Source organism: Caproicibacterium sp. BJN0003 (assembly GCF_026314295.1).
Taxonomy (GTDB): domain Bacteria; phylum Bacillota; class Clostridia; order Oscillospirales; family Acutalibacteraceae; genus Caproicibacterium.
The window spans coordinates 1260308-1279853 of sequence record NZ_CP111108.1 but is presented as its reverse complement, the minus strand read 5'-3'; the positions used below and the strand labels follow the sequence as shown (position 1 = coordinate 1279853).

Below are 19546 nucleotides of genomic sequence, written 5' to 3'. Positions count from 1 at the left end.
TCCTCCCAAAGTTCTGAAAATATTGTATCTCAAAATCAGAAAAAGAACAATTCCTATTTTGTAAAAGAAATTGTTTTGATAAGATGAAAGGGAAAACTTGTCTTTTGCAAGATGATGGGATATAATAATTCAAAATAACTTGAATCAGAAGGGATGCAGCGGATATGTATAACGATATGATGGATACCATTGGGTTTGTAAAAAAATCAGATCCGGAAGTTAGCGATGCAATGCAGCAGGAGCTTTCTCGTCAGCGCAGAAATTTGGAATTGATTGCATCGGAGAATATTGTTTCACCGGCTGTTATGGCAGCGATGGGCAGCGTATTAACGAATAAGTATGCAGAAGGCTATCCGGGCAAGCGGTATTACGGCGGCTGTCAGTATGTAGATATCGTGGAGAATATTGCAAGAGACCGTGCCTGCAAACTTTTTGGCGCAGAGCACGCAAATGTGCAGCCACATTCCGGCGCACAGGCAAACCTGGCGGTTTATTTTGCATTTCTAAAGCCCGGAGATACCGTGATGGGGATGAGCCTTTCAGAAGGTGGACATCTGACCCATGGTTCTCCTGTTAATATGTCCGGCAGCTATTATCATTTTGTCCCGTATGGAGTTAGTCCCGAGACCGGACGAATTGATTATGATAAAGTCAAAGAACAGGCGATGGAGTGCAAGCCGAAGATGATTGTTGCGGGAGCCAGTGCATATCCTCGTATCATTGATTTTGAAAAGTTTCGTGAGATTGCCGACAGCTGTGGTGCTATGCTGATGGTGGATATGGCGCATATTGCCGGCTTAGTTGCAGCCGGACTTCATCCGAATCCGGTTGAGTGGGCGGATATCGTTACGACTACGACGCACAAGACGCTTCGTGGCCCGCGCGGCGGCATGATTCTTTGCAAAGAAAAGTATGCAAAGGCAATTGATAAAGCGATTTTTCCAGGAACACAGGGTGGTCCTTTGATGCACGTAATCGCAGGAAAAGCTGTTTGCCTCGGAGAAGCACTAAAACCTGAATTTAAAGAGTATGGCAAGCGGATTGTAGCAAATGCCCAGGCTTTGGCACAAGGACTTTTGAACCGTGGAGTACATCTGGTTTCCGGCGGTACGGATAACCATCTGATGATGGTCGATCTGACAGGATTGGAATTGACCGGAAAAGAGCTGGAACATCGTCTTGACGAGGTTCGGATTACAGCAAATAAGAATACGGTTCCAAATGAACAGCGCAGTCCTTTTGTAACGAGTGGCTTGCGTTTGGGGACGCCGGCAGTTACAACTCGTGGATTGAAGCCGGAAGATATGGATGTAGTTGCTGAGTGCATTGCACTTGCAATTAATGATTTTGATAACAGCAAGGAAACAATTCTCGGCAAAGTGAACGCGATTTGTGAGAAATATCCGCTTTATGAAAACTGAATCGGATCTTAAGCAATGAACGTTTCTAGAGAGCAGAGGGGGAGCCTTCTGCTCTCTTTTCGAAAAAGGAGTGATTGTGATTGGCTTCTCCGTTAGCAGATAGACTTCGCCCTAAAACTTTAGATGAAATCGTTGGGCAGCGCCATCTTTTGGCACCGGGCAGACCGCTTCGGAAAATCATTGAAAGCGGAGAAATTCCCAATATGGTTTTTTATGGGCCCAGTGGGGTAGGAAAAACCACTTTGGCGCGTTATATTGCGCGCCAGACCAATAAAAAATTATGCAAGCTGAATGGAACGACAGCCAGCACTGCTGATATTCGTAAGATTGTAGAATCCATCGGGACACTAGATGCCGTTAATGGAATTTTACTCTATTTAGATGAGATTCAATATTTTAATAAGAAGCAGCAGCAGACGCTTTTGGAATTTATTGAAAACGGGGATATTACACTGATTGCTTCCACAACCGAAAATCCTTATTTTTATGTATATAGTGCAATTTTAAGCCGTTCAACGGTTTTTGAGTTTAAAATTGTTACGCCGGAAGAAGTAATTCCTGCAGTGGAACGGGCATTTCGATTTCTTTCAGAAGAGAGAGGAGAAGAAATTTCTGTTTCGGAAAAGGCGATTCAGCTAATTGCCACTGCCTGCGGTGGAGATGTGCGAAAAGCGATGAATGCGGCGGAACTTTGCGCTCTATCTGCAGAAGAAAAAGACGGCGCATTCGTTGTGACCGAAGAGCTTGCAGATGAACTGACGCAGCGCAGTGCCCTTCGCTATGACAGAGAAGGCGACGAGCACTATGATATTGTATCGGCTTATCAAAAGTCCATGCGCGGTTCGGATCCAAATGCTGCATTGCATTATCTGGCACGGCTTTTAGAGGCGGGAGATTTACCGAGTGCCTGCCGCCGATTAATGGTTTGTGCGGCAGAAGATGTGGGGTTAGCTTATCCTCAGATCCTTTCGATTGTAAATGCGGCGGTTTCCATTGCACAGCAGGTGGGACTGCCAGAGGCACGAATTCCGCTGGCAGATGCGGTTGTATTGGTTTGTCAGGCACCAAAAAGCAATTCTGTGTATCTTGGAATTAATCAGGCAATGGAAGATGTGGAAAAGGGAGAGATAGGGGCAATTCCGAGGCAGCTGCAAAATCGCCATTATGATGGAGAAGATGCAGAACGAAAGGGCCAGTTTTATCAATATCCTCATGATTTTACAAATCATTGGGTAAAACAGCAGTATTTGCCTGATATTTTGAAAAATAAGGAATATTATCTTCCAGGAGAGAATAAGATAGAACAGTCCTTTGCAGCATATTGGAAACAAATTAAGAATTTTTAAAAGGCACTTGAAATAATATTCAAAAAGTGATACTATTAAAATGTTTAGGGCATTTTAAGAATTCGTGAAATGGAGGCGGTAAAAAGATGAAAAGAGAGATCCTTTCGAGCTTATCATACGGGATTTATGCACTTGGCGTAACCAATGGAAAATGTGCATCGGCCTGTATTGTCAATACCGTCACCCAGGTTACAAATCAGCCTGATCGTATTCTTGTAAGTGTCAGCCATGATAATTACAGTTGTCAGTGCATCAAAGAAACAGGTATTTTTACAGTCAGCGTATTGAGTGAAGATACTTCTGGAGCGGTAATTGGCGCTCTTGGTTTTGCATCCGGAAAAAATGGAGATAAGCTTGCAAACATTCGTTATAAGATGTTGCGAGAGGGCGTTCCTGTTATTAAAGAGAATATTTGTTGTTGGTTTCTTTGTCAGGTAGAAAATCAGATGGAAACTGATACACATACCATCTTTTTTGCAAGAGTCCTTGCAGGAAGCGAAAAGACGGAGCGAGTTCCAATGACTTATGATTATTATCGTCGTGCGATTAAAGGAACCGTTCCAAAAAATTCACCGGTTTATTTTCCGGCAAGACCGGACGATAAGGAAGAAAATGATCAGAGCTTTACTTGCCGAATTTGTAAATTCGTCTATGATGATCCGATTGTTCCATTTGAAGAATTGCCAGATGATTGGGAGTGCCCAATTTGTGGTTCTCCGAAATCCGTATTTGTGCGAAACTTATAGAATTAAATGAATTAGAAGCCACCCGGCACAAAGAATGTGCCGGGGCGGGCTTCTTTTTTTGCAGTCACACTGGACTTTTATGGAAAAGATTTCAAACGACTTGTATTTTTGGGACAGGCCGTAGAAATAAATACTTGAGTTTTTAGGAGCGTGGAAAAATGAGCAAGAAAATTATTGGAGTGAGGGAGAAGCCACCCCTTCGGCAGGCAATCCCACTAAGTATTCAGCACATGTTCGCGATGTTTGGGGCTTCGGTGCTGGTCCCGTCTTTATTTCACATTAACCCTGCAATTGTGCTTTTAATGAATGGTTTGGGAACTTTGTTCTTTATCTTCGTGACAAAGGCCGAATCCCCAGCTTATCTTGGTTCCAGTTTTGCATTTATTGCTCCGGCAATTATTGTGATGACACAGCATGGGGATCCGTTCTTCCCAAATTATCCTGCTAACCCGACAGCAGAGCAGGTCGCGCAGCATATGGACGCTTTTTCTTATGCACAGGGCGGATTTGTAGCAGTCGGACTTCTTGGCTGTGTGCTGGCAGCAATCGTTTATAAGTTCGGCACAAATTGGATTGATGTGATTTTACCCCCTGCAGCAATGGGCCCAGTCGTTGCGCTGATTGGTTTGGAACTTGCAGGCAACGCGGCTTCTACCGGAGGAATGTTACCGGCAAACGGTGCTTCCGTTGATCCGAAAAATTTTGCGGTATTTGCAATTACACTTTGTGTCGCTGTATTTGGTTCTGTTTTGTTCCGTAAGTTTTTAAGTGTCATTCCTATTTTGATTGCAATTGTCTGCGGATATGTGGCAGCTTGCTGCTTTGGATTGGTGGATTTTACAGCAATGCAAGAAGCAAGCGTATTTTCACTGCCGCATTTTCAGCTTGCTAAGTTTGATATCAATGCGATTCTTACGATGATTCCAGTACTGCTTGTGATTACGAGCGAACATATTGGACATCAGATTGTTACCAGCGAGATTGTTGGAAGGAATCTTTTAAAAGATCCTGGTTTACATCGTTCTCTTCTCGGCGATAATTTTTCCACGGCTGTATCCGGCTTGATCGGTTCTGTTCCGACCACGACTTATGGCGAAAATATTGGCGTAATGGCGATTACAAAGGTATACAGTGTTTGGGTAATTGGCGGTGCGGCTGCGCTTTCCATTCTTTGCTCATTTATCGGTAAATTTTCTGCTTTGATTTCGACAATCCCGGGTCCTGTTATTGGTGGAATTTCGTTTTTACTTTATGGAATGATCGGTGCTTCCGGATTGCGAATTTTGGTTGACAAAAAAGTCGATTTTGGCAAAGCAAGAAATCAAGCATTGACGGCAATCGTCTTTGTAACCGGACTTTCCGGAATTTCCCTGAATATCGGGGATGTTCAGCTAAAAGGAATGGTACTTGCATGCATCGTGGGAATGGCTATGGGAATTCTATTCTATATTTTTGATCGTCTGCATTTGACAAATGATCAGGACGAAGAGTGTGAATAAAAATATTTGGAACTTTTAAAAACTTTTATTTAGGGAAAACTGCCTAAGGAAAAGTTGTCTTTGCTTGTAGAAAAAGTCGAATCATGTTATAATAAACAAACATTGATTTTTGAAAGACCAAACAGGAGGATCAGAATGAATCAGTCGGAAAAAAAAGCACTGCAGATTACAGCGTGCAAAGTACGGATGGGTGTAATTGAGGGGACTTTTCATGCAAAGTCCGGTCACCCGGGCGGATCGCTTTCGGCGGCCGATGTATTTACCTACCTATATTTTAAAGAGATGCGTGTAGACCCGAAAAATCAGAAAGACCCCAATCGGGATCGGTTCGTGCTTTCCAAGGGACATACTTGCCCGGGACTCTATGCAGCTCTGGCACTGAAAGGATATTTCTCATGGGAAGAACTCAAGAGTCTGCGTCATATTGGCGCTATGTTACAGGGACATCCTAATATGCTGGATACTCCCGGGATCGATATGAGTTCCGGTTCTTTAGGACAAGGTGTTTCTGCTGCAGTTGGTATGGCACTTGCAGGAAAAATGGACAAAAAAGACTACCGTGTCTATACGCTTTTAGGAGACGGCGAAATTGAAGAGGGTCAGGTTTGGGAGGCTGCAATGTTCGCCGGTCACCATGCACTTGATAATCTCTGTGTGATTGTCGATAACAATGGTCTTCAGATTGACGGATCGATCAGTGAAGTAGGCGGTCCAGCTCCTATCGATAAAAAATTTGAAGCATTCGGATTCGATGTTCAGGTGATAGATGGTCATGATTTTGATGCCTTGGAGTGCGCTTTTGATCATGCAAAAGAGGTTAAAGGAAAGCCATCCTGCATAATCCTGAAGACAGTAAAAGGAAAGGGCGTTTCCTTTATGGAGAATCAGGTAGGCTGGCACGGAAAAGCGCCGAATGAAGAGCAGTATCAAACGGCGATGAAGGAATTAAAAGAAGTCCTAACCGGATTGGAGGCAGAATAATGGCTGAGATGGTAAAAAAAGCAACGAGAGAAAGCTTTGGATTAGCAGTCACAGAATTAGCTGCCAAAAATCCGAATATTGTCGTATTAGATGCAGATCTTGCTGCCGCGACAAAGACTGAGATTTTCAAAAAGGCTTATGCTGATCGTTTTGTTGATGTAGGAATTGCTGAATGCAATATGATTGGAATTGCTGCAGGTCTTGCGACGACCGGAAAGATTCCATTTGCTGCAAGCTTTGCAATGTTTTCCGCAGGACGTGCATTTGAGCAGGTTCGCAACTCTGTTGGGTATCCGCATTTGAATGTAAAAGTGGTTGGTTCTCATGCAGGTATTTCAGTCGGTGAAGATGGTGCAACGCATCAGTGCTGCGAGGATATTGCTTTAATGCGTACCATTCCGGGAATGGTCGTTTTAAATCCTTCTGATCATTATGAAATGAAGGCTGCAGTCAAAGCAGCCGCCGAGTATGTAGGTCCTTGCTATATTCGTCTGGGACGTTTGGCAGTGGAATCATTCCATAATAATGATGATTACCATTTCGAAATTGGGAAGGGCATCACAGAACGAGAGGGTAACGATATTACGATCATTGCAACCGGACTGATGGTTTCGGAGGCAATCAAAGCAGCTGATCAGTTGAAAAAAGAAGGAATCAGTGCTCGTGTGCTGAATATCCATACAATTAAACCACTGGATAAGGAACTTATCTGGAAAGCTGCCAAAGAAACCGGAAAGCTGATTACCATAGAAGAGCATAATGTGATTGGTGGATTGGGCGAAGCAGTCTGCGGGGCGGTTTGTGAAAAATGTCCTGTTCCGGTCATTCGCATGGGTGTGCAGGATACGTTCGGACATTCCGGCCCAGCGCTTGATCTTTTAGAGGAATTTGGTTTGTGTGCTTCCAACATTGTGAAGGTGACAAAAGAAGCATTTAAGAAATAAAGTAAAATGTTATTTTAAAATAAAACGTCAGGAGCACCGATGTTAAAAAATCGGTGCTCCTGGCTTTTTATCTTTTAGATGAATTGGATTTGGCAAGGCGCTCTCTTGCACCTTGAGGTTTTGGAATAGAGAAAAGATCCGTATAGGATTCGGCTTCCGAAGCAAATTGTGGAGGAGTTGGGATTAATCCGGTGCATTCAGTGGAGGCAATGACGTCAGTTGAGGTAGCAATATCATCGGCATTATCCCACGTATCCGACGGAAATTTTGGATTCTGTTTTTCTTCTTCTTTGAAATCCCTTTTCATGAGATCATCCCTTTCCATTTCTATTTTTTACAAAAAATAAAAAGATATGAAAGAGAAAATTTGGAGACATTTTTTCCTTTTATTAAACTATTTTTTTGTAATCAGACTTGCAATTTTAAAAAATATATGATATTATTTTAAAGCTGTCGCGGTAATTAGTCTTAATTTGCGTCAGTTTAAATCCGGGGCATTAGCTCAGCTGGGAGAGCGCCACACTGGCAGTGTGGAGGTCAGCGGTTCGAGCCCGCTATGCTCCACCAAAGCACGATTATCCAAACTTTATCTTTTCGGTGAACGGGTTTGCATTAGTCGTAAAGAGATCGCAACAACAGCGATAAACAACAAAATCCTCTGCAAGGTGATAAGGCTTGCAGAGGATTTTGTTGTTATGTGTAACATTTTTTTTGTGTTCATTTGAAGATAACCTATTTTGGTGGATACCTCTACCGATATGGTTTACCCGTGGGCTTTTTATGAACCTCTAAGATCTTTCATCCTTTCCGAATTGGTGGGACAGAAGAATTAGTGTTTTATGCCCTTGTTATCATAAATGTCTAATACTTTTCCGGGGAATATCATTTATGTATGGTGAACAATCAAAGTAAGACAGTGAGTTATGTCATTATGCTCCTCGTTGTTTAATATATCCGATTACCACGCAAATAACTGCCACAATAAATGCAATCACTAATTTCGTAAATGAACCACTATACAGTTTAGTAGGTTGATCTATGCAGTAACATACTTGAATTTGGCTACCGACTACAGATGACATAGGTACTTGTATTCTATTGCATGATGTATATGTTTTTTCGTCAACATTGTATCTCATGATCGCCCATTTGGAATTATTTTTACTTCCAGATACGGCAGTTTTAATATTGACGATTGTTCCAATCACTGTCGATGTTTTCCCGTTCATTAGAATTAGACTTATGCCCTCAACAAGAGCAAAAACAATGCACGCCAAAGCTATAATATATAAGAATATAACATCTTTTTTCATACGATTTATCGCTGCCTTTAATTATTTTTTCTTTTTTCCAGCTTTAAATAAGATTGATAATGGGTAGGATTACAAATATGGCTACCATCCAGTCTGGAAAATATGGCATAAAGCAGGTTCTCCTTTTAAAGCATCACACTATATCAAATCTTTTTTACTATATATCTTAATGCTGATTAATATGGATACAGCAAGAAAAGCCAAACTGACCAATGCAGCTATCACACAAAAAAGTGCAACAGAAGTTAATTGGATGACAGCCAAGTAGCGATTCCCATTTATCTTTAATAGCTGTGGGAGCAGAATTGGAGAAGCCATAAAAACAACAATAAAGAAAAATTTTGTTTTTTCATATCCAACTTTAAATTGGATCGGAAGGTAGATACTGATGAGCAGAGATATGCCAACAAAAGCGGCCATCACCATTTCAAAATTAAAATTTTCAAGTTCCGGAAGAAGCAGCGTTTCAATCCAATAAATTACGCAGCAGGCGGCAAAGATCACCACGCAGAAGCCGTATTTTGACATAACAATCAAACTGCGCGGATAAGGGGTCGCACATAACATGACCGACGCTTTCGGGTATTGGAACTCCTTCATGGAAACATACATTAAAAGCATGAATACGGCAAATACAGCGGAGATCACAAAACTGATGGAGCCTGCCAGCTCCGGCATACGCCACAAAATAAACGGTGGGATCAAGAGAACGACTATGAACATAAGCCAAACATATTTTTTAGCGATTACAAAATCCTTTTTTATCAGATGAAGTAACATTATTCCTTGTCCCCCTCAATATTGCCGAGCATAATATCTTCGATTGTAGGTCTTTCAATGACAATTTCCGGCAGACATTCCTGTACTTTTTTAATTTGATTGGTAACTCCTGTAAAGCCAAAATCCGTCGTTTTGATACTTTGAAAAAGCTTCCGATTCTCTTGGTCCAGTTCTTTTGTATCTCCTTTAACCACTCGATAGCTCTCTAAGAGAGTATCCTTTTCTTCTTGAAAAACAATCTTACCGTGGTCGATCATAATAAGCATGTCGGCGATCTTCTCAAGGTCAGATGTGATATGTGTCGAAAAGAAAACGCCTTTGCCGCCTTCCTTCATATAGTTTGCCAGTATCGTGAGCAGTTGGCTCCGGATTAGTGGGTCGAGACCGCTGGTAGGTTCATCCATGATCAGAAGTTCCGCTTTATGGGAAAGGGCAAGCGCAAGAGCATATTTCATCCGCATGCCTTTTGAAAGTGTGTTGATTTTTTGCTTCTGATTAAGAGAAAAACGATCCATGTAGCCTTTATAATCCTGTTCACTCCACGAAGAGTAGGCGGGGGCTATAATGTTTTTCATTTCAGACATGGTGAGTTCATCATAGAAACCGCCGTTGTCCATTACAACACCGATGCGATTTTTCAGTTCGTGTTCATGCTTTTCCATATCTAGCCCAAAAAGCTTTATGCTGCCGGACGCATTTGTGGCCAGTCTCAAAATGGAACGAAGCGTCGTCGTTTTTCCTGCCCCATTTACACCAATAAATCCGGTAATGCAATCCTCCGGTAAGGAAAAAGTTACATTCGATAGCGAAAAATCACCGTAAGACTTGTTTAAACCCGTTACTTCTAATATATTAGTCATTTCAGTCACCCTCGTATAAAATGTCCATCATAGCATTCAGTTCTTCTTTCGTGATATTCAGCGACTTTGCAGTCTGTATCATATCTTGCATTTTTTGCTCGACAATACGACGTTTTGAATCACGAAGCAAGTCAATATTGCTTGCAGTTACGAAGGTCCCGATGCCTACCTGACTTGTGACAAAACCTTCCTGCTCCAATTCCTCGTAGACCCGCCTAATGGTTAAAACACTGACCTTTAAATCGTTGGCAAAACCTCTGATAGAAGGCAGCGGATCTCCTTCAACCAAATCTCCCTTGAGAATGGCATCCTTTATCTGATCTTCAATTTGCTGATAGAGCGGACTATCGGCAGTGTTTGAGATAATAATTTTCACAAGCTCACTTCCTTATGCAATGTGATGTTATTACATGCACACTATACACTTACATCGCATTATTGTCAATAAATTTTTAGAATACTGACTTTAGCACAATTCTGTGGTTGATAAAATAAGTTGCGGGAATAATTTTCTTACGGCGTAGATGGCTTTTTGATGCAGTCTGTCTCAACGTTCTTTCTTCCTGCGTCGTAAGCCTCCTGTTCCGCTTTTTTTATCTGTAAGATGATTTTCATACTTTCTCAGTTGCATTTAAAAAAAGATTCTGATAGAGTATAAAAGTAGATGGTTATTCATAAAATCCAAATGTCTGTCAATTAGGAGTAAAAGCATGGACAACGCAAGTATAGAAGAATTAGTTGGAATTATTATTTGTATTATATTTTCTGCGTTTTTTTCCGGAACCGAAACGGCTTATAGTATGGTAAACCGTACAAAGTTAAAAACAATAGCCGCAGACGGCAATCGCAGAGCAAAGTTGGCTTATTCGATTGTAGAAGATTATGATCGGCTTCTTTCCACTATTTTAGCCGGAAATAATATTGTTAATATTCTTTCCGCTTCTCTTGCTGCAGTTTTGTTTACTCGCTTTTTTTTAGATAACGGAGTAACGATTTCAACGGTTGTTATGACGATTGTGGTGCTGGTTTTTGGTGAGATATCGCCAAAGAGTCTTGCAAAAGAAAATTCTATGCAAATTGTTTTGCAGTCGGCGCCTTTTTTAAAGTTTCTGATGGTTTTGTTTACCCCGCTTAACTTTCTGTTTATGCAGTGGAAGCGTATTTTAAGTCATCTTTTTAAGCATAAAGAGTCCGATGTGATGACGCAGGAAGAATTGATGACGATTGTTGATGAAGCGCAGAATGATGGTGGAATCGATGAACATAATGGAGAATTAATTCGTTCTGCGATTGAATTTAACGATTTGGATGCAGGAGATATTTTGACGCCGCGCGTTGATGTGGTTGCGATAGAAAAGGAAACTCCTCTGGATGAAATCACCGATTTGTTTATGAATCACGGCTTTTCAAGAATTCCGGTCTATGAGGAGTCAATCGATAATATTATTGGTATGATTCACGAAAAGGATTATTTTAGGGGGCTTCATACCGGAATGACTTCGATTGAAGGCATCGTTAAAAGCGTTATTTATATTGGTTCCGGAATCCATATCAGTGATCTTTTGCGTCAGCTGCAGCAGTCAAAGACTCATATGGCTGTTGTAGTGGATGAATTTGGTGGGACAGAGGGGATCATTACGATGGAAGATATTTTGGAGGAATTGGTGGGAGACATCTGGGACGAACATGATGTTGTCGTCGAGTATTTCAAAAAAATCGGGGAGAAGCGTTATGCAGTGGATTGCAGCGCCGATCTGGATGACTTTTTTAAATTCTTCCATTTCCCACTTTCCGCTGAAAACTTCGATTATGTAACGGTCAATGGCTGGGTAATGGAGCATCTTGGAAAAGTTCCGGCGATCGGGGACAGTTTCACTTATCGGGAAAATCGCATTACCGTTACAAAGACAACTTCACGCCATGCAGTACAGGTTATTTTGCAGCAGCCTGAAAAGGCAGAAGGAGGCAAGAAAAATGATTGATGCAATGACTTCGATTGTTTTTCCTGTATTGAATCTGGAAAAGGAGATCGAAGGGATTCTGTGCAGAGAAAAAGAGCAGACAGAAAATCTGAACACAGAATTTATTATTGTAGATATGGGATCTTCGGACCGAACGATTCTGAAAGCACTGCAGCTTTTATCGGAACTTCATCTTCGCGGCAGCGTCGTTCAAAATGGAAAGACAACGGTTTCTTCTGCGCTGAATACTGGAATTATGAGGGCCGGCGGAACTTATATTACTTTCTTATTTGCCCGCAGACTTTATAAAAACTATCTGCCCACATATGTTAAGGCTGCAGGAGAGGGAACAGTCGACTTGGTTTTTGGCACGATGTCACAAGTGGAAATGAATCGGCTCCATCAAAGAAAGCATCCGGAGAATCTTTCTGGAATAGAGTGCGTAAGAAAAATCTTGGAAGATGAACTTCCAATAGATATTTCGGCGATCTTTCTAAGGAAAGCGTTCCTTTTGGAACAGCAGATTTATTTAAATGATGAGTGCAGCTTTGGTTATTCAGAAGAATTCTTATTACGTTGTTTCCTTTCGGCTGGAACGATTCGGGAAGCTCCGGTGCTTTTAACTCGTGACCGTGAGTGTGAATTGCGCAGAGAAAAGCAGAAAAATTTTGGAGAAATGATTTTTCAGCGAATTTCTGCTATGGAACGAATCTTAGAAATTTTGGAGACGGAACATAGCAATCAAAAAGAATTAATTGCGCTGTTTCGTCAGAGAAAGCTTCCGCAGACTGTCATTAATTGTGTGGATATATTGCTGCGTGAGAAGCTTAGTCATGGAGCGATTCTTACCTTCTTGAAGAAAAGGGGATATTATCGCTATTTAAAGACAGGAAAGTATACGCCCAAAAATCTTCAAAAGCAGATTTTTCTATGGAAACGATTTCCAAAATTATATCGTCCGCAAAAGCAGAATTAGAAATTGTTTACAGTTTCTTTTCTTGCAGGATTTTGCCGATTATGGTATAATCGACAAACAAGAGAATACCATATGGGGGAGACTTAAAACTTGACGGAGATGGCACAGCAATTTTCTTTGCAGTATCAGAATTTATGGATTCAACAGCTAAAAGAAATCATGAGAGCGCGGACTCGCAAAGAGATGCCGCTTGCCATGGTGCATACCTATGGCTGTCAGCAGAATGTTGCAGATAGCGAAAAAATAGAAGGTATGCTGCAAGAGATGGGTTTTGGCTTTACAAAAGATCCTAAAGAAGCTGACCTTATTCTTTTTAATACTTGTGCTGTCAGAGAACACGCGGAAGATCGTGTCTTTGGGAATGTCGGAGCTTTAAAGAATATTAAGCGCCGCAACCCTCAGCTTATCATTGCACTGTGCGGTTGTATGATGGAACAAGAGCATGTTGCGAAAAGGATTCGGGAAAGTTTTCCTTATGTGGATCTTGTGTTTGGAACGCATGTGATCCATCGCTTTCCGGAGTTATTGTTTCATTGTCTGACTGATCATCACCGTGTCTTTTCTCGTGGAGATGATAGCGAAGACCGAGAGATTATGGAAGGTCTTCCCGTCAGGCGGGATGGAAAAGTAAAAGCATGGCTGACAATTATGTATGGCTGTGATAATTTCTGTTCCTATTGTGTAGTCCCGTATGTTCGGGGAAGAGAACGCAGCCGGACTCCCGAAGCGGTGATAAAAGAGTTTCAGGAATTGGTCCAAAGCGGCTATAAAGATATTACGCTTTTGGGTCAGAATGTTAATTCCTATGGAAAAAATCCGGACTGCGGATTGAATTTTGCAGGCCTTTTAAAAAAATTGGACGAGATACCGGGAGATTACCGGATTCGCTTTATGACGAGTCATCCGAAGGATTGTACCCATGAACTTTTGGACGTAATGGCGAACGGAACACACATTGCACATCATCTGCATCTTCCGTTTCAGTCAGGAAATGATCGCGTTTTAAAGGAAATGAATCGTCATTATAATAGGACACAATATCTGGAACTGATTCATTACGCAAAAAAAGTAATGCCGGATCTTTCCTTAACTAGTGATGTGATTGTCGGATTCCCGGGGGAGACGTATCCGGAATTTTTGGATACGGTTTCTTTAATTGAAGAAGTCGGTTTTACCAGCCTTTTCACGTTTATTTATTCGCCGAGAGTCGGTACACGGGCGGCTTCCCTCCCAGATCCGATTTCTGCAGAAGAAAAAAGCAAGTGGTTTCAGGAACTTTGTAAAAAGCAGGAAGAAATTGCTGCGGTACACAGTGCGAAAAAAGTTGGCTCTGTGGAACGCGTTTTGGTAGAAGAAGAGCAAAAAAAGCCTTTCTTGCTTTCGGGGAGAACCGGTGGAAATATCATTGTCGATTTTCCGGGAAGCCGGGAACTTTGCGGAACTTTTCAGAATGTGCGTGTAACGAAGGCGCGCAACTGGATTTTAGAAGGAAAAATTATTTAATTTATCGTTTCTTGTTTATTTTTCATATACCCATAAAAAATTAAAATTCATTTTAAAAAGGAGAACATCATGGAAATCATTGAACTTACAAGACAACTTGGCCGTACCATTCAGGAAGATCCGCGTTACAAGGCTTTGCGTGAAACAAGCGCAGCCTGTGATAAAGACGAGGAACTTCAAAAGATGATCGGAGATTTCAATCTGACGCGCATGAACCTGAGCAATATGATGAATGACCCGGATCAGGATCAGAAAAAGATGCAGGAACTTAATGAGCAGCTCACCTCTGTTTATGAAAAAGTGATGCAGAATGAGCATATGACCGCGTACAATAACGCGAACCAAGAGCTCGATCTTCTTCTAAAACGAATCAAAGCAATTCTGGATCAGTGTGCAGCTGGTGCCAATCCGGACACTGCCGATTATGAAGAGAATTGTACTCACAACTGCTCCACCTGCGGTGGTTGTCACTAATCGAATTTTTAAAAAAGCGGGCACATGATAAAAACGTGTCCGCTTTTTGTGTTTGATTATTAGAAACGGAGGAACTAAGGGAATGGCCGATTTGTCGCCAATGATGCAGCAGTATTACCAAATTAAAGAACAGTATCCGGATGCGATCCTGTTTTTTCGTCTGGGAGACTTTTATGAGATGTTCTATGATGATGCCGTTTTGGCATCGAAAGAACTGGACCTGACTTTAACCGGACGGGACTGTGGACAGGAAGAGCGTGCTCCGATGTGCGGAGTTCCCTTTCACAGCTATGAACCCTACCTTGCCAAATTGGTGGCAAAAGGATATAAAGTCGCAATCTGTGAGCAGATGGAAGATCCGGCATTGGCGAAAGGATTGGTTAAACGTTCCATTATTCGTGTCGTAACGCCTGGTACTGTATTAGAGAGCAGTATGTTGGACGAAACAAAGAATAATTTTATTTCCTCTGTATTTCTTGCGAAAGATCAAGCAGGAATCTGTTTTTCGGATATTTCTACCGGTGAGCTTTATGCGACCCGCCTTGAAAAGTCTTTTGAGGAGTCTATTCGAGAAGAAATTTCCCGCTATAGTCCAAAAGAAGTTCTTTTAAATTCCGAAGCGGCCAAATTGAAAGGATTATCTGCCTTTTTAAAAGAGAGAATTTCCGCCAGTGTCGAGGTACTGGAAGATGATCGCTATCTTCCGGATATTGTGGCCTCCAAAGTTCTTCATCAGTTTCATAAAGAAAATCTTGACGAATTAAAACTTCAGGATCAGCCGGAGATTACAGCAGCCATAGGCGCATTGCTTTCCTATCTGGAAGAGACGCAAAGAACAGGAATTGAGCGAATTTCGCAGCCGCAAATTTACAGCGGCAGCCAATATATGAAGCTGGATCTCAATGCCAGAAGAAATCTGGAACTTTTAGAGACCATGCGGAATAAAGAAAAGCGCGGTTCCCTTTTGTGGGTGTTGGATAAGACGAAGACGGCAATGGGAAAACGTCTGATCCGCAGCTGGATCGAACAGCCTCTTTTGAGTCCTGCCAGAATCAGCCGCAGGCTAAATGCAGTTGAGGAACTCTGCAAAGACGCTATTTTTAGGGGAACCCTTTCTGAAGAGCTAGAAGGCATTCATGATTTGGAACGGCTCATGAGCAGAATCGTTTACGGCAGTGCAAATGGCCGAGAACTGCGCTCTTTGGCGTCTGCTGCGGAAAAGCTTCCTAGAATCAAAAAGATGCTTTCAGATGTTCATTCGGACATGCTCTGCGATATCTATCGTGAAATTGATCCACTTGATGATATTCAGGCGTTGATCGACCGTGCAATTGTGGAAGAACCTCCTTTTTCTATCCGGGAAGGCGGAATGATCAAACCTGGATTTAATGAAGAGCTGGACAGCCTTAAGAATGATATGACAAATGGGCACGGTGTTTTGGCCCAGATTGAGGCACAGGAGAAAGAGAAAAATAAGATTCCGAAATTAAAAGTAGGCTATAATCGAGTGTTCGGTTATTATATTGAGATCCCAAATGCCTATAAGGATATGGCACCTGATCACTATATTCGGAAACAGACACTGACAAACTGTGAGCGTTTTATTACGCCGGAGCTAAAAGAATTAGAGGGAAGAATTCTTGGTGCTCATGATAAAAGTGTGCAGCTTGAGTATCATCTGTTTGACGAAGTCCGTTCGACGGTCGCGGCGCAGATAGATCGGGTTCAGAAAACGGCGGAGGCAATCGCAAAATTGGATGTGCTCAATTCCTTTGCACAGGTCAGTTGTGATCATCATTATGTCCGTCCGATCGTAAACCTTGACGGAAAGATTATTCTGAAAGAAAGTCGTCATCCGGTTGTTGAGCAGCTTTCTGATGTCCCTTTTGTTCCCAATGATGCGAATTTTGACAAAAAAGAGAATCGGGTAGCCATTATAACGGGTCCCAATATGGCGGGAAAATCTACTTATATGCGACAGGTGGCGCTGATCGTTTTGATGGCACAGATCGGCTGCTTTGTGCCGGCTTCTTATGCGGAAATCGGCATTACGGATGCAATTTATACCAGAGTCGGCGCTTCGGATGACCTTGCTGCCGGGCAGTCTACATTTATGGTAGAGATGTCCGAAGTTGCAGATATTCTAAAGCATGCAACTTCCAACAGCCTTTTGATTTTGGATGAAATCGGAAGAGGAACTTCTACATTTGATGGAATGAGCATTGCAAGGGCGGTTCTGGAATTTGTAGCAGATCCCAAAACACTTGGTGCAAAGGCCTTATTTGCAACACATTATCATGAATTAACGGAGTTGGAAGAACTTTTGCCGGGCGTTAAAAATTATAATATTGCCTGCAAAAAGCATGGAGACGACATTACTTTTTTGAGGAGAATTGTCCGCGGCGGTGCGGATGACAGTTATGGAATTGAAGTTGCGAAATTAGCGGGGGTACCCAATAAGATTGTCCGCAGAGCAAAAGAAATTCTGAAGCAGATCAATGATGGTCAAATGATCTCATTGCCGGCTTCTGAAAAGAAAAAGGTGCAGACAAAAGCAGACGATTCCATGCAGCTGTCGCTGATGCCCTCAGAGGAATCAAAAGTGATGGAGAAACTCAAGCAGCTGGATGTCAATACGCTGACACCAATTGAGTGTATGAATGAACTGTTTGAGCTTTCAAGACTTGCAAAAGATACATAAAAGATGAAAGCTATGAGGCCAACCAAAAGGGACGGTGAAAAGATTGGCAAAAATCAATGTTTTGGATAAACATGTGGCAGAATTAATTGCTGCAGGAGAAGTTGTTGAACGCCCCAGCTCCGTCATTAAAGAGCTGGTAGAGAATGCGGTAGATGCAGGAGCTTCTGCAGTTACTGTGGAAATTAAAAACGGCGGAGTCACCTTTATGCGGGTTACGGATAATGGTTGTGGAATTGCACGGGAAGATGTTTCGAATGCTTTTTTGCGTCACGCTACCAGTAAGGTGTTTTCACAAAATGATTTGGAACATATCGGAACATTAGGGTTTCGAGGAGAAGCACTTGCTTCTATTTGTGCAGTTTCCCATGTGGAATTGCTGACCAGAACAAAAGAAGAATTGGCGGGAACCCGCTATGTAATTTCCGGCGGAGAAAAAGAAGTCTGCGAAGATGCCGGATGTGCTTCTGGAACGACGATTTTAGTGCGGGATCTTTTTTATAATACACCGGCCCGAATGAAATTCTTAAAAAAAGATGTGACGGAAGGAAACGCAGTAGCTTCTATTATTGATCATGAAGCTTTATCGCGTCCGGATATTAGCTTTCGTTTTTTGCGCGATGGAAAGGAAACGCTTCAGACACCGGGGGATGGAAAACTTAAAAATTCCATTTATGCTGTTTACGGAAGAGAATTTACTTCCGGATTGATTCCGGTGGAATATACGCTTGATAGGGTCCGCGTTTGGGGATTTATCGGGAAACCGACGGCTTCCAGACCAAATCGCAGTATGCAGAATTTCTTTTTAAATGGCCGCTATGTACGATCAAAAACAGCCATGGTTTCTTTGGAGCAGGCATTTAAAGGGTCTATTATGGTTGGTAAGTTTCCAACTTGTGTGCTGCATATTGAAATGGATTGTTCTGCTGTTGATGTCAATGTGCATCCTTCTAAAATGGAGGTTCGCTTTTATCAGGAGAAACCGGTTTTCGATGCGGTTTATCACGCGGTGAAATCGGCTCTGAATGTAGGCGATAAACCAAATGTATTAAAATTTTCTCCTGTACAATCTGCGGCGAGTCAGATCATACCGCCTTATCAACAGACCAGAACTGTTGAGCAGCTGCAGATTGCTCAAAAAGCAGCCCCGACTATCCTGCAGGACTCAAAGCAAAATTTCTATTCTCAAGCTTTTTTAGATGGTAATCGAGCTCCACTGCAAAAAGATGCACAGGAGTCTGCCTTGCAGTCCTCTCTTCCCGAAAACGAGCCTAAACCCATATCTTTTGGAAATCCGCAGGAAGAGAAAATAAAGGAAACGGATTCGCAAAATCTGGTGGAAGAAAGTCCTGCGCCACTAGTGCAAAAAGAAAAAGAGCAGCCGCAGTCTCCTCAGCAAACATTGAAACTTGTGGGAGAAGCGTTCGGAACTTATATTATTCTCGAACGAGGGGGAGACGAGCTTTTACTAATTGATAAGCACGCGGCTCATGAGCGTATGATTTATGAAAAACTTCGCCGTGAGGCCGGAGACATTCCACAGCAGATGCTTTTGCAGCCAATTCCCGTTGTGTTGGAAAAGAACGAATATGCGGCGGTCCTTGATCATCTGGATATGTTTGAAAAAGCCGGATTTGGGTTGGAGGACTTTGGTACCGGGACCATTCTAATTCGAAGCGCGCCAATTTTATTAATTGAAGATGCAGCTTCTGCGGTTATGGAGATGGCGGGATATCTTGCGCAAAATAAAACGGATATTTCAACTGAAAAGCAGGATTGGCTTTATCACAATGTTGCCTGTCGAGCGGCGGTCAAGGCGGGAGATGAGAGTTCTCCGATGGAACTTGCTGATTTGGCCCTGCGGCTGGAAAGAAATCCAGACATTCGTTATTGCCCACATGGACGTCCGATTTCTATTGTTTTAAAACGAAAAGATTTGGAACGTCAGTTTGGCAGAATTCAGTGAAATTTTTTATTGCATTTTATTAAATTTCCGTTTACAATAATATGAGTTTACATAAATTTTAGGTTTATGGAGGAGGAA

General features: G+C 42.1%; 17 protein-coding genes and 1 tRNA gene. 13 read left to right on the top strand and 5 right to left on the bottom strand.

The window, feature by feature from the left end; translation table 11 throughout:
* Positions 1–164 precede the first annotated feature (164 nt).
* The 6 genes from glyA to OP489_RS06385 all read left to right on the top strand — a co-directional run bounded on the left by glyA (position 165) and on the right by OP489_RS06385 (position 6937).
* Positions 165–1421 carry a serine hydroxymethyltransferase gene (glyA, locus tag OP489_RS06410; protein ID WP_266161083.1) on the top strand — a complete coding sequence of 419 codons (1257 nt, stop codon included), beginning with the start codon at positions 165–167 and terminating at the stop codon, positions 1419–1421.
* Positions 1422–1501: 80 nt separating this feature from the next.
* Positions 1502–2767 carry a replication-associated recombination protein A gene (locus tag OP489_RS06405; RefSeq protein WP_266161082.1) on the top strand — a complete coding sequence of 422 codons (1266 nt, stop codon included), beginning with the start codon at positions 1502–1504 and terminating at the stop codon, positions 2765–2767.
* An 86-nt stretch (positions 2768–2853) separates the two neighbouring features.
* Entirely contained in the window at positions 2854–3513 is a 660-nt protein-coding gene (locus OP489_RS06400) for a flavin reductase (RefSeq protein ID WP_266161081.1), read from the top strand.
* Positions 3514–3671: 158 nt separating this feature from the next.
* Positions 3672–5012 carry a uracil permease gene (gene uraA / locus OP489_RS06395; RefSeq protein ID WP_266161080.1) on the top strand — a complete coding sequence of 447 codons (1341 nt, stop codon included), beginning with the start codon at positions 3672–3674 and terminating at the stop codon, positions 5010–5012.
* A 135-nt stretch (positions 5013–5147) separates the two neighbouring features.
* The gene (locus OP489_RS06390) at positions 5148–5993 is read left to right on the top strand and encodes a transketolase (RefSeq protein WP_266161079.1); all 846 of its coding nucleotides are present in this window, start codon (positions 5148–5150) and stop codon (positions 5991–5993) included.
* Positions 5993–6937 (top strand): transketolase family protein, encoded by a 945-nt coding sequence (locus OP489_RS06385; RefSeq protein WP_266161078.1) that lies wholly within the window; start codon positions 5993–5995, stop codon positions 6935–6937. Before OP489_RS06390 ends, OP489_RS06385 begins: the two co-directional genes overlap by 1 nt.
* 67 nt (positions 6938–7004) lie before the next feature.
* Here the strand turns inward: OP489_RS06385 and OP489_RS06380 are convergent, their stop codons facing one another.
* Complete coding sequence (locus OP489_RS06380; RefSeq protein ID WP_180340685.1) at positions 7005–7244, bottom strand: hypothetical protein; 240 nt, start codon at positions 7242–7244, stop codon at positions 7005–7007.
* Between the two features lie 184 nt (positions 7245–7428).
* Between OP489_RS06380 and OP489_RS06375 the strand changes: the two genes are divergently transcribed.
* A tRNA-Ala gene (locus tag OP489_RS06375) sits at positions 7429–7504 on the top strand.
* 362 nt (positions 7505–7866) lie between these two features.
* On the opposite strand, the gene OP489_RS06370 is transcribed toward OP489_RS06375, so the two are convergent.
* The 4 genes from OP489_RS06370 to OP489_RS06355 all read right to left on the bottom strand — a co-directional run bounded on the left by OP489_RS06370 (position 7867) and on the right by OP489_RS06355 (position 10266).
* Entirely contained in the window at positions 7867–8250 is a 384-nt protein-coding gene (locus OP489_RS06370; RefSeq protein ID WP_266161075.1) for a hypothetical protein, read from the bottom strand.
* A gap of 138 nt (positions 8251–8388) precedes the next feature.
* Positions 8389–9030 carry an ABC-2 transporter permease gene (locus tag OP489_RS06365; RefSeq protein WP_266161074.1) on the bottom strand — a complete coding sequence of 214 codons (642 nt, stop codon included), beginning with the start codon at positions 9028–9030 and terminating at the stop codon, positions 8389–8391.
* On the bottom strand, positions 9030–9890 hold the full coding sequence (locus OP489_RS06360; protein ID WP_266161073.1) for an ABC transporter ATP-binding protein: 861 nt from the start codon (positions 9888–9890) through the stop codon (positions 9030–9032). The genes OP489_RS06365 and OP489_RS06360 overlap by 1 nt, the downstream gene beginning before the upstream one ends.
* A gap of 1 nt (position 9891) precedes the next feature.
* A complete protein-coding gene (locus OP489_RS06355) occupies positions 9892–10266 on the bottom strand; it encodes a GntR family transcriptional regulator (protein WP_266161072.1) in 375 nt (124 codons plus the stop codon).
* A gap of 334 nt (positions 10267–10600) precedes the next feature.
* Here OP489_RS06355 and OP489_RS06350 point away from each other — a divergent pair, with 334 nt between their 5' ends.
* The 6 genes from OP489_RS06350 to mutL all read left to right on the top strand — a co-directional run bounded on the left by OP489_RS06350 (position 10601) and on the right by mutL (position 19468).
* Positions 10601–11872, top strand: coding sequence for an HlyC/CorC family transporter (locus OP489_RS06350; RefSeq protein ID WP_266161071.1), 1272 nt, complete (start codon positions 10601–10603; stop codon positions 11870–11872).
* On the top strand, positions 11865–12827 hold the full coding sequence (locus OP489_RS06345) for a glycosyltransferase family 2 protein (RefSeq protein ID WP_266161070.1): 963 nt from the start codon (positions 11865–11867) through the stop codon (positions 12825–12827). Before OP489_RS06350 ends, OP489_RS06345 begins: the two co-directional genes overlap by 8 nt.
* 99 nt (positions 12828–12926) lie before the next feature.
* Positions 12927–14330, top strand: a complete 1404-nt coding sequence (gene miaB, locus OP489_RS06340; RefSeq protein WP_266163490.1) for a tRNA (N6-isopentenyl adenosine(37)-C2)-methylthiotransferase MiaB — start codon at positions 12927–12929, stop codon at positions 14328–14330.
* 69 nt (positions 14331–14399) lie between these two features.
* Positions 14400–14804, top strand: a complete 405-nt coding sequence (locus OP489_RS06335; protein ID WP_266161069.1) for a YlbF family regulator — start codon at positions 14400–14402, stop codon at positions 14802–14804.
* Positions 14805–14886: 82 nt separating this feature from the next.
* Positions 14887–17505, top strand: coding sequence for a DNA mismatch repair protein MutS (gene mutS / locus OP489_RS06330; RefSeq protein ID WP_266161068.1), 2619 nt, complete (start codon positions 14887–14889; stop codon positions 17503–17505).
* 43 nt (positions 17506–17548) lie between these two features.
* Complete coding sequence (mutL, locus tag OP489_RS06325; protein ID WP_266161067.1) at positions 17549–19468, top strand: DNA mismatch repair endonuclease MutL; 1920 nt, start codon at positions 17549–17551, stop codon at positions 19466–19468.
* Positions 19469–19546 lie beyond the last annotated feature (78 nt).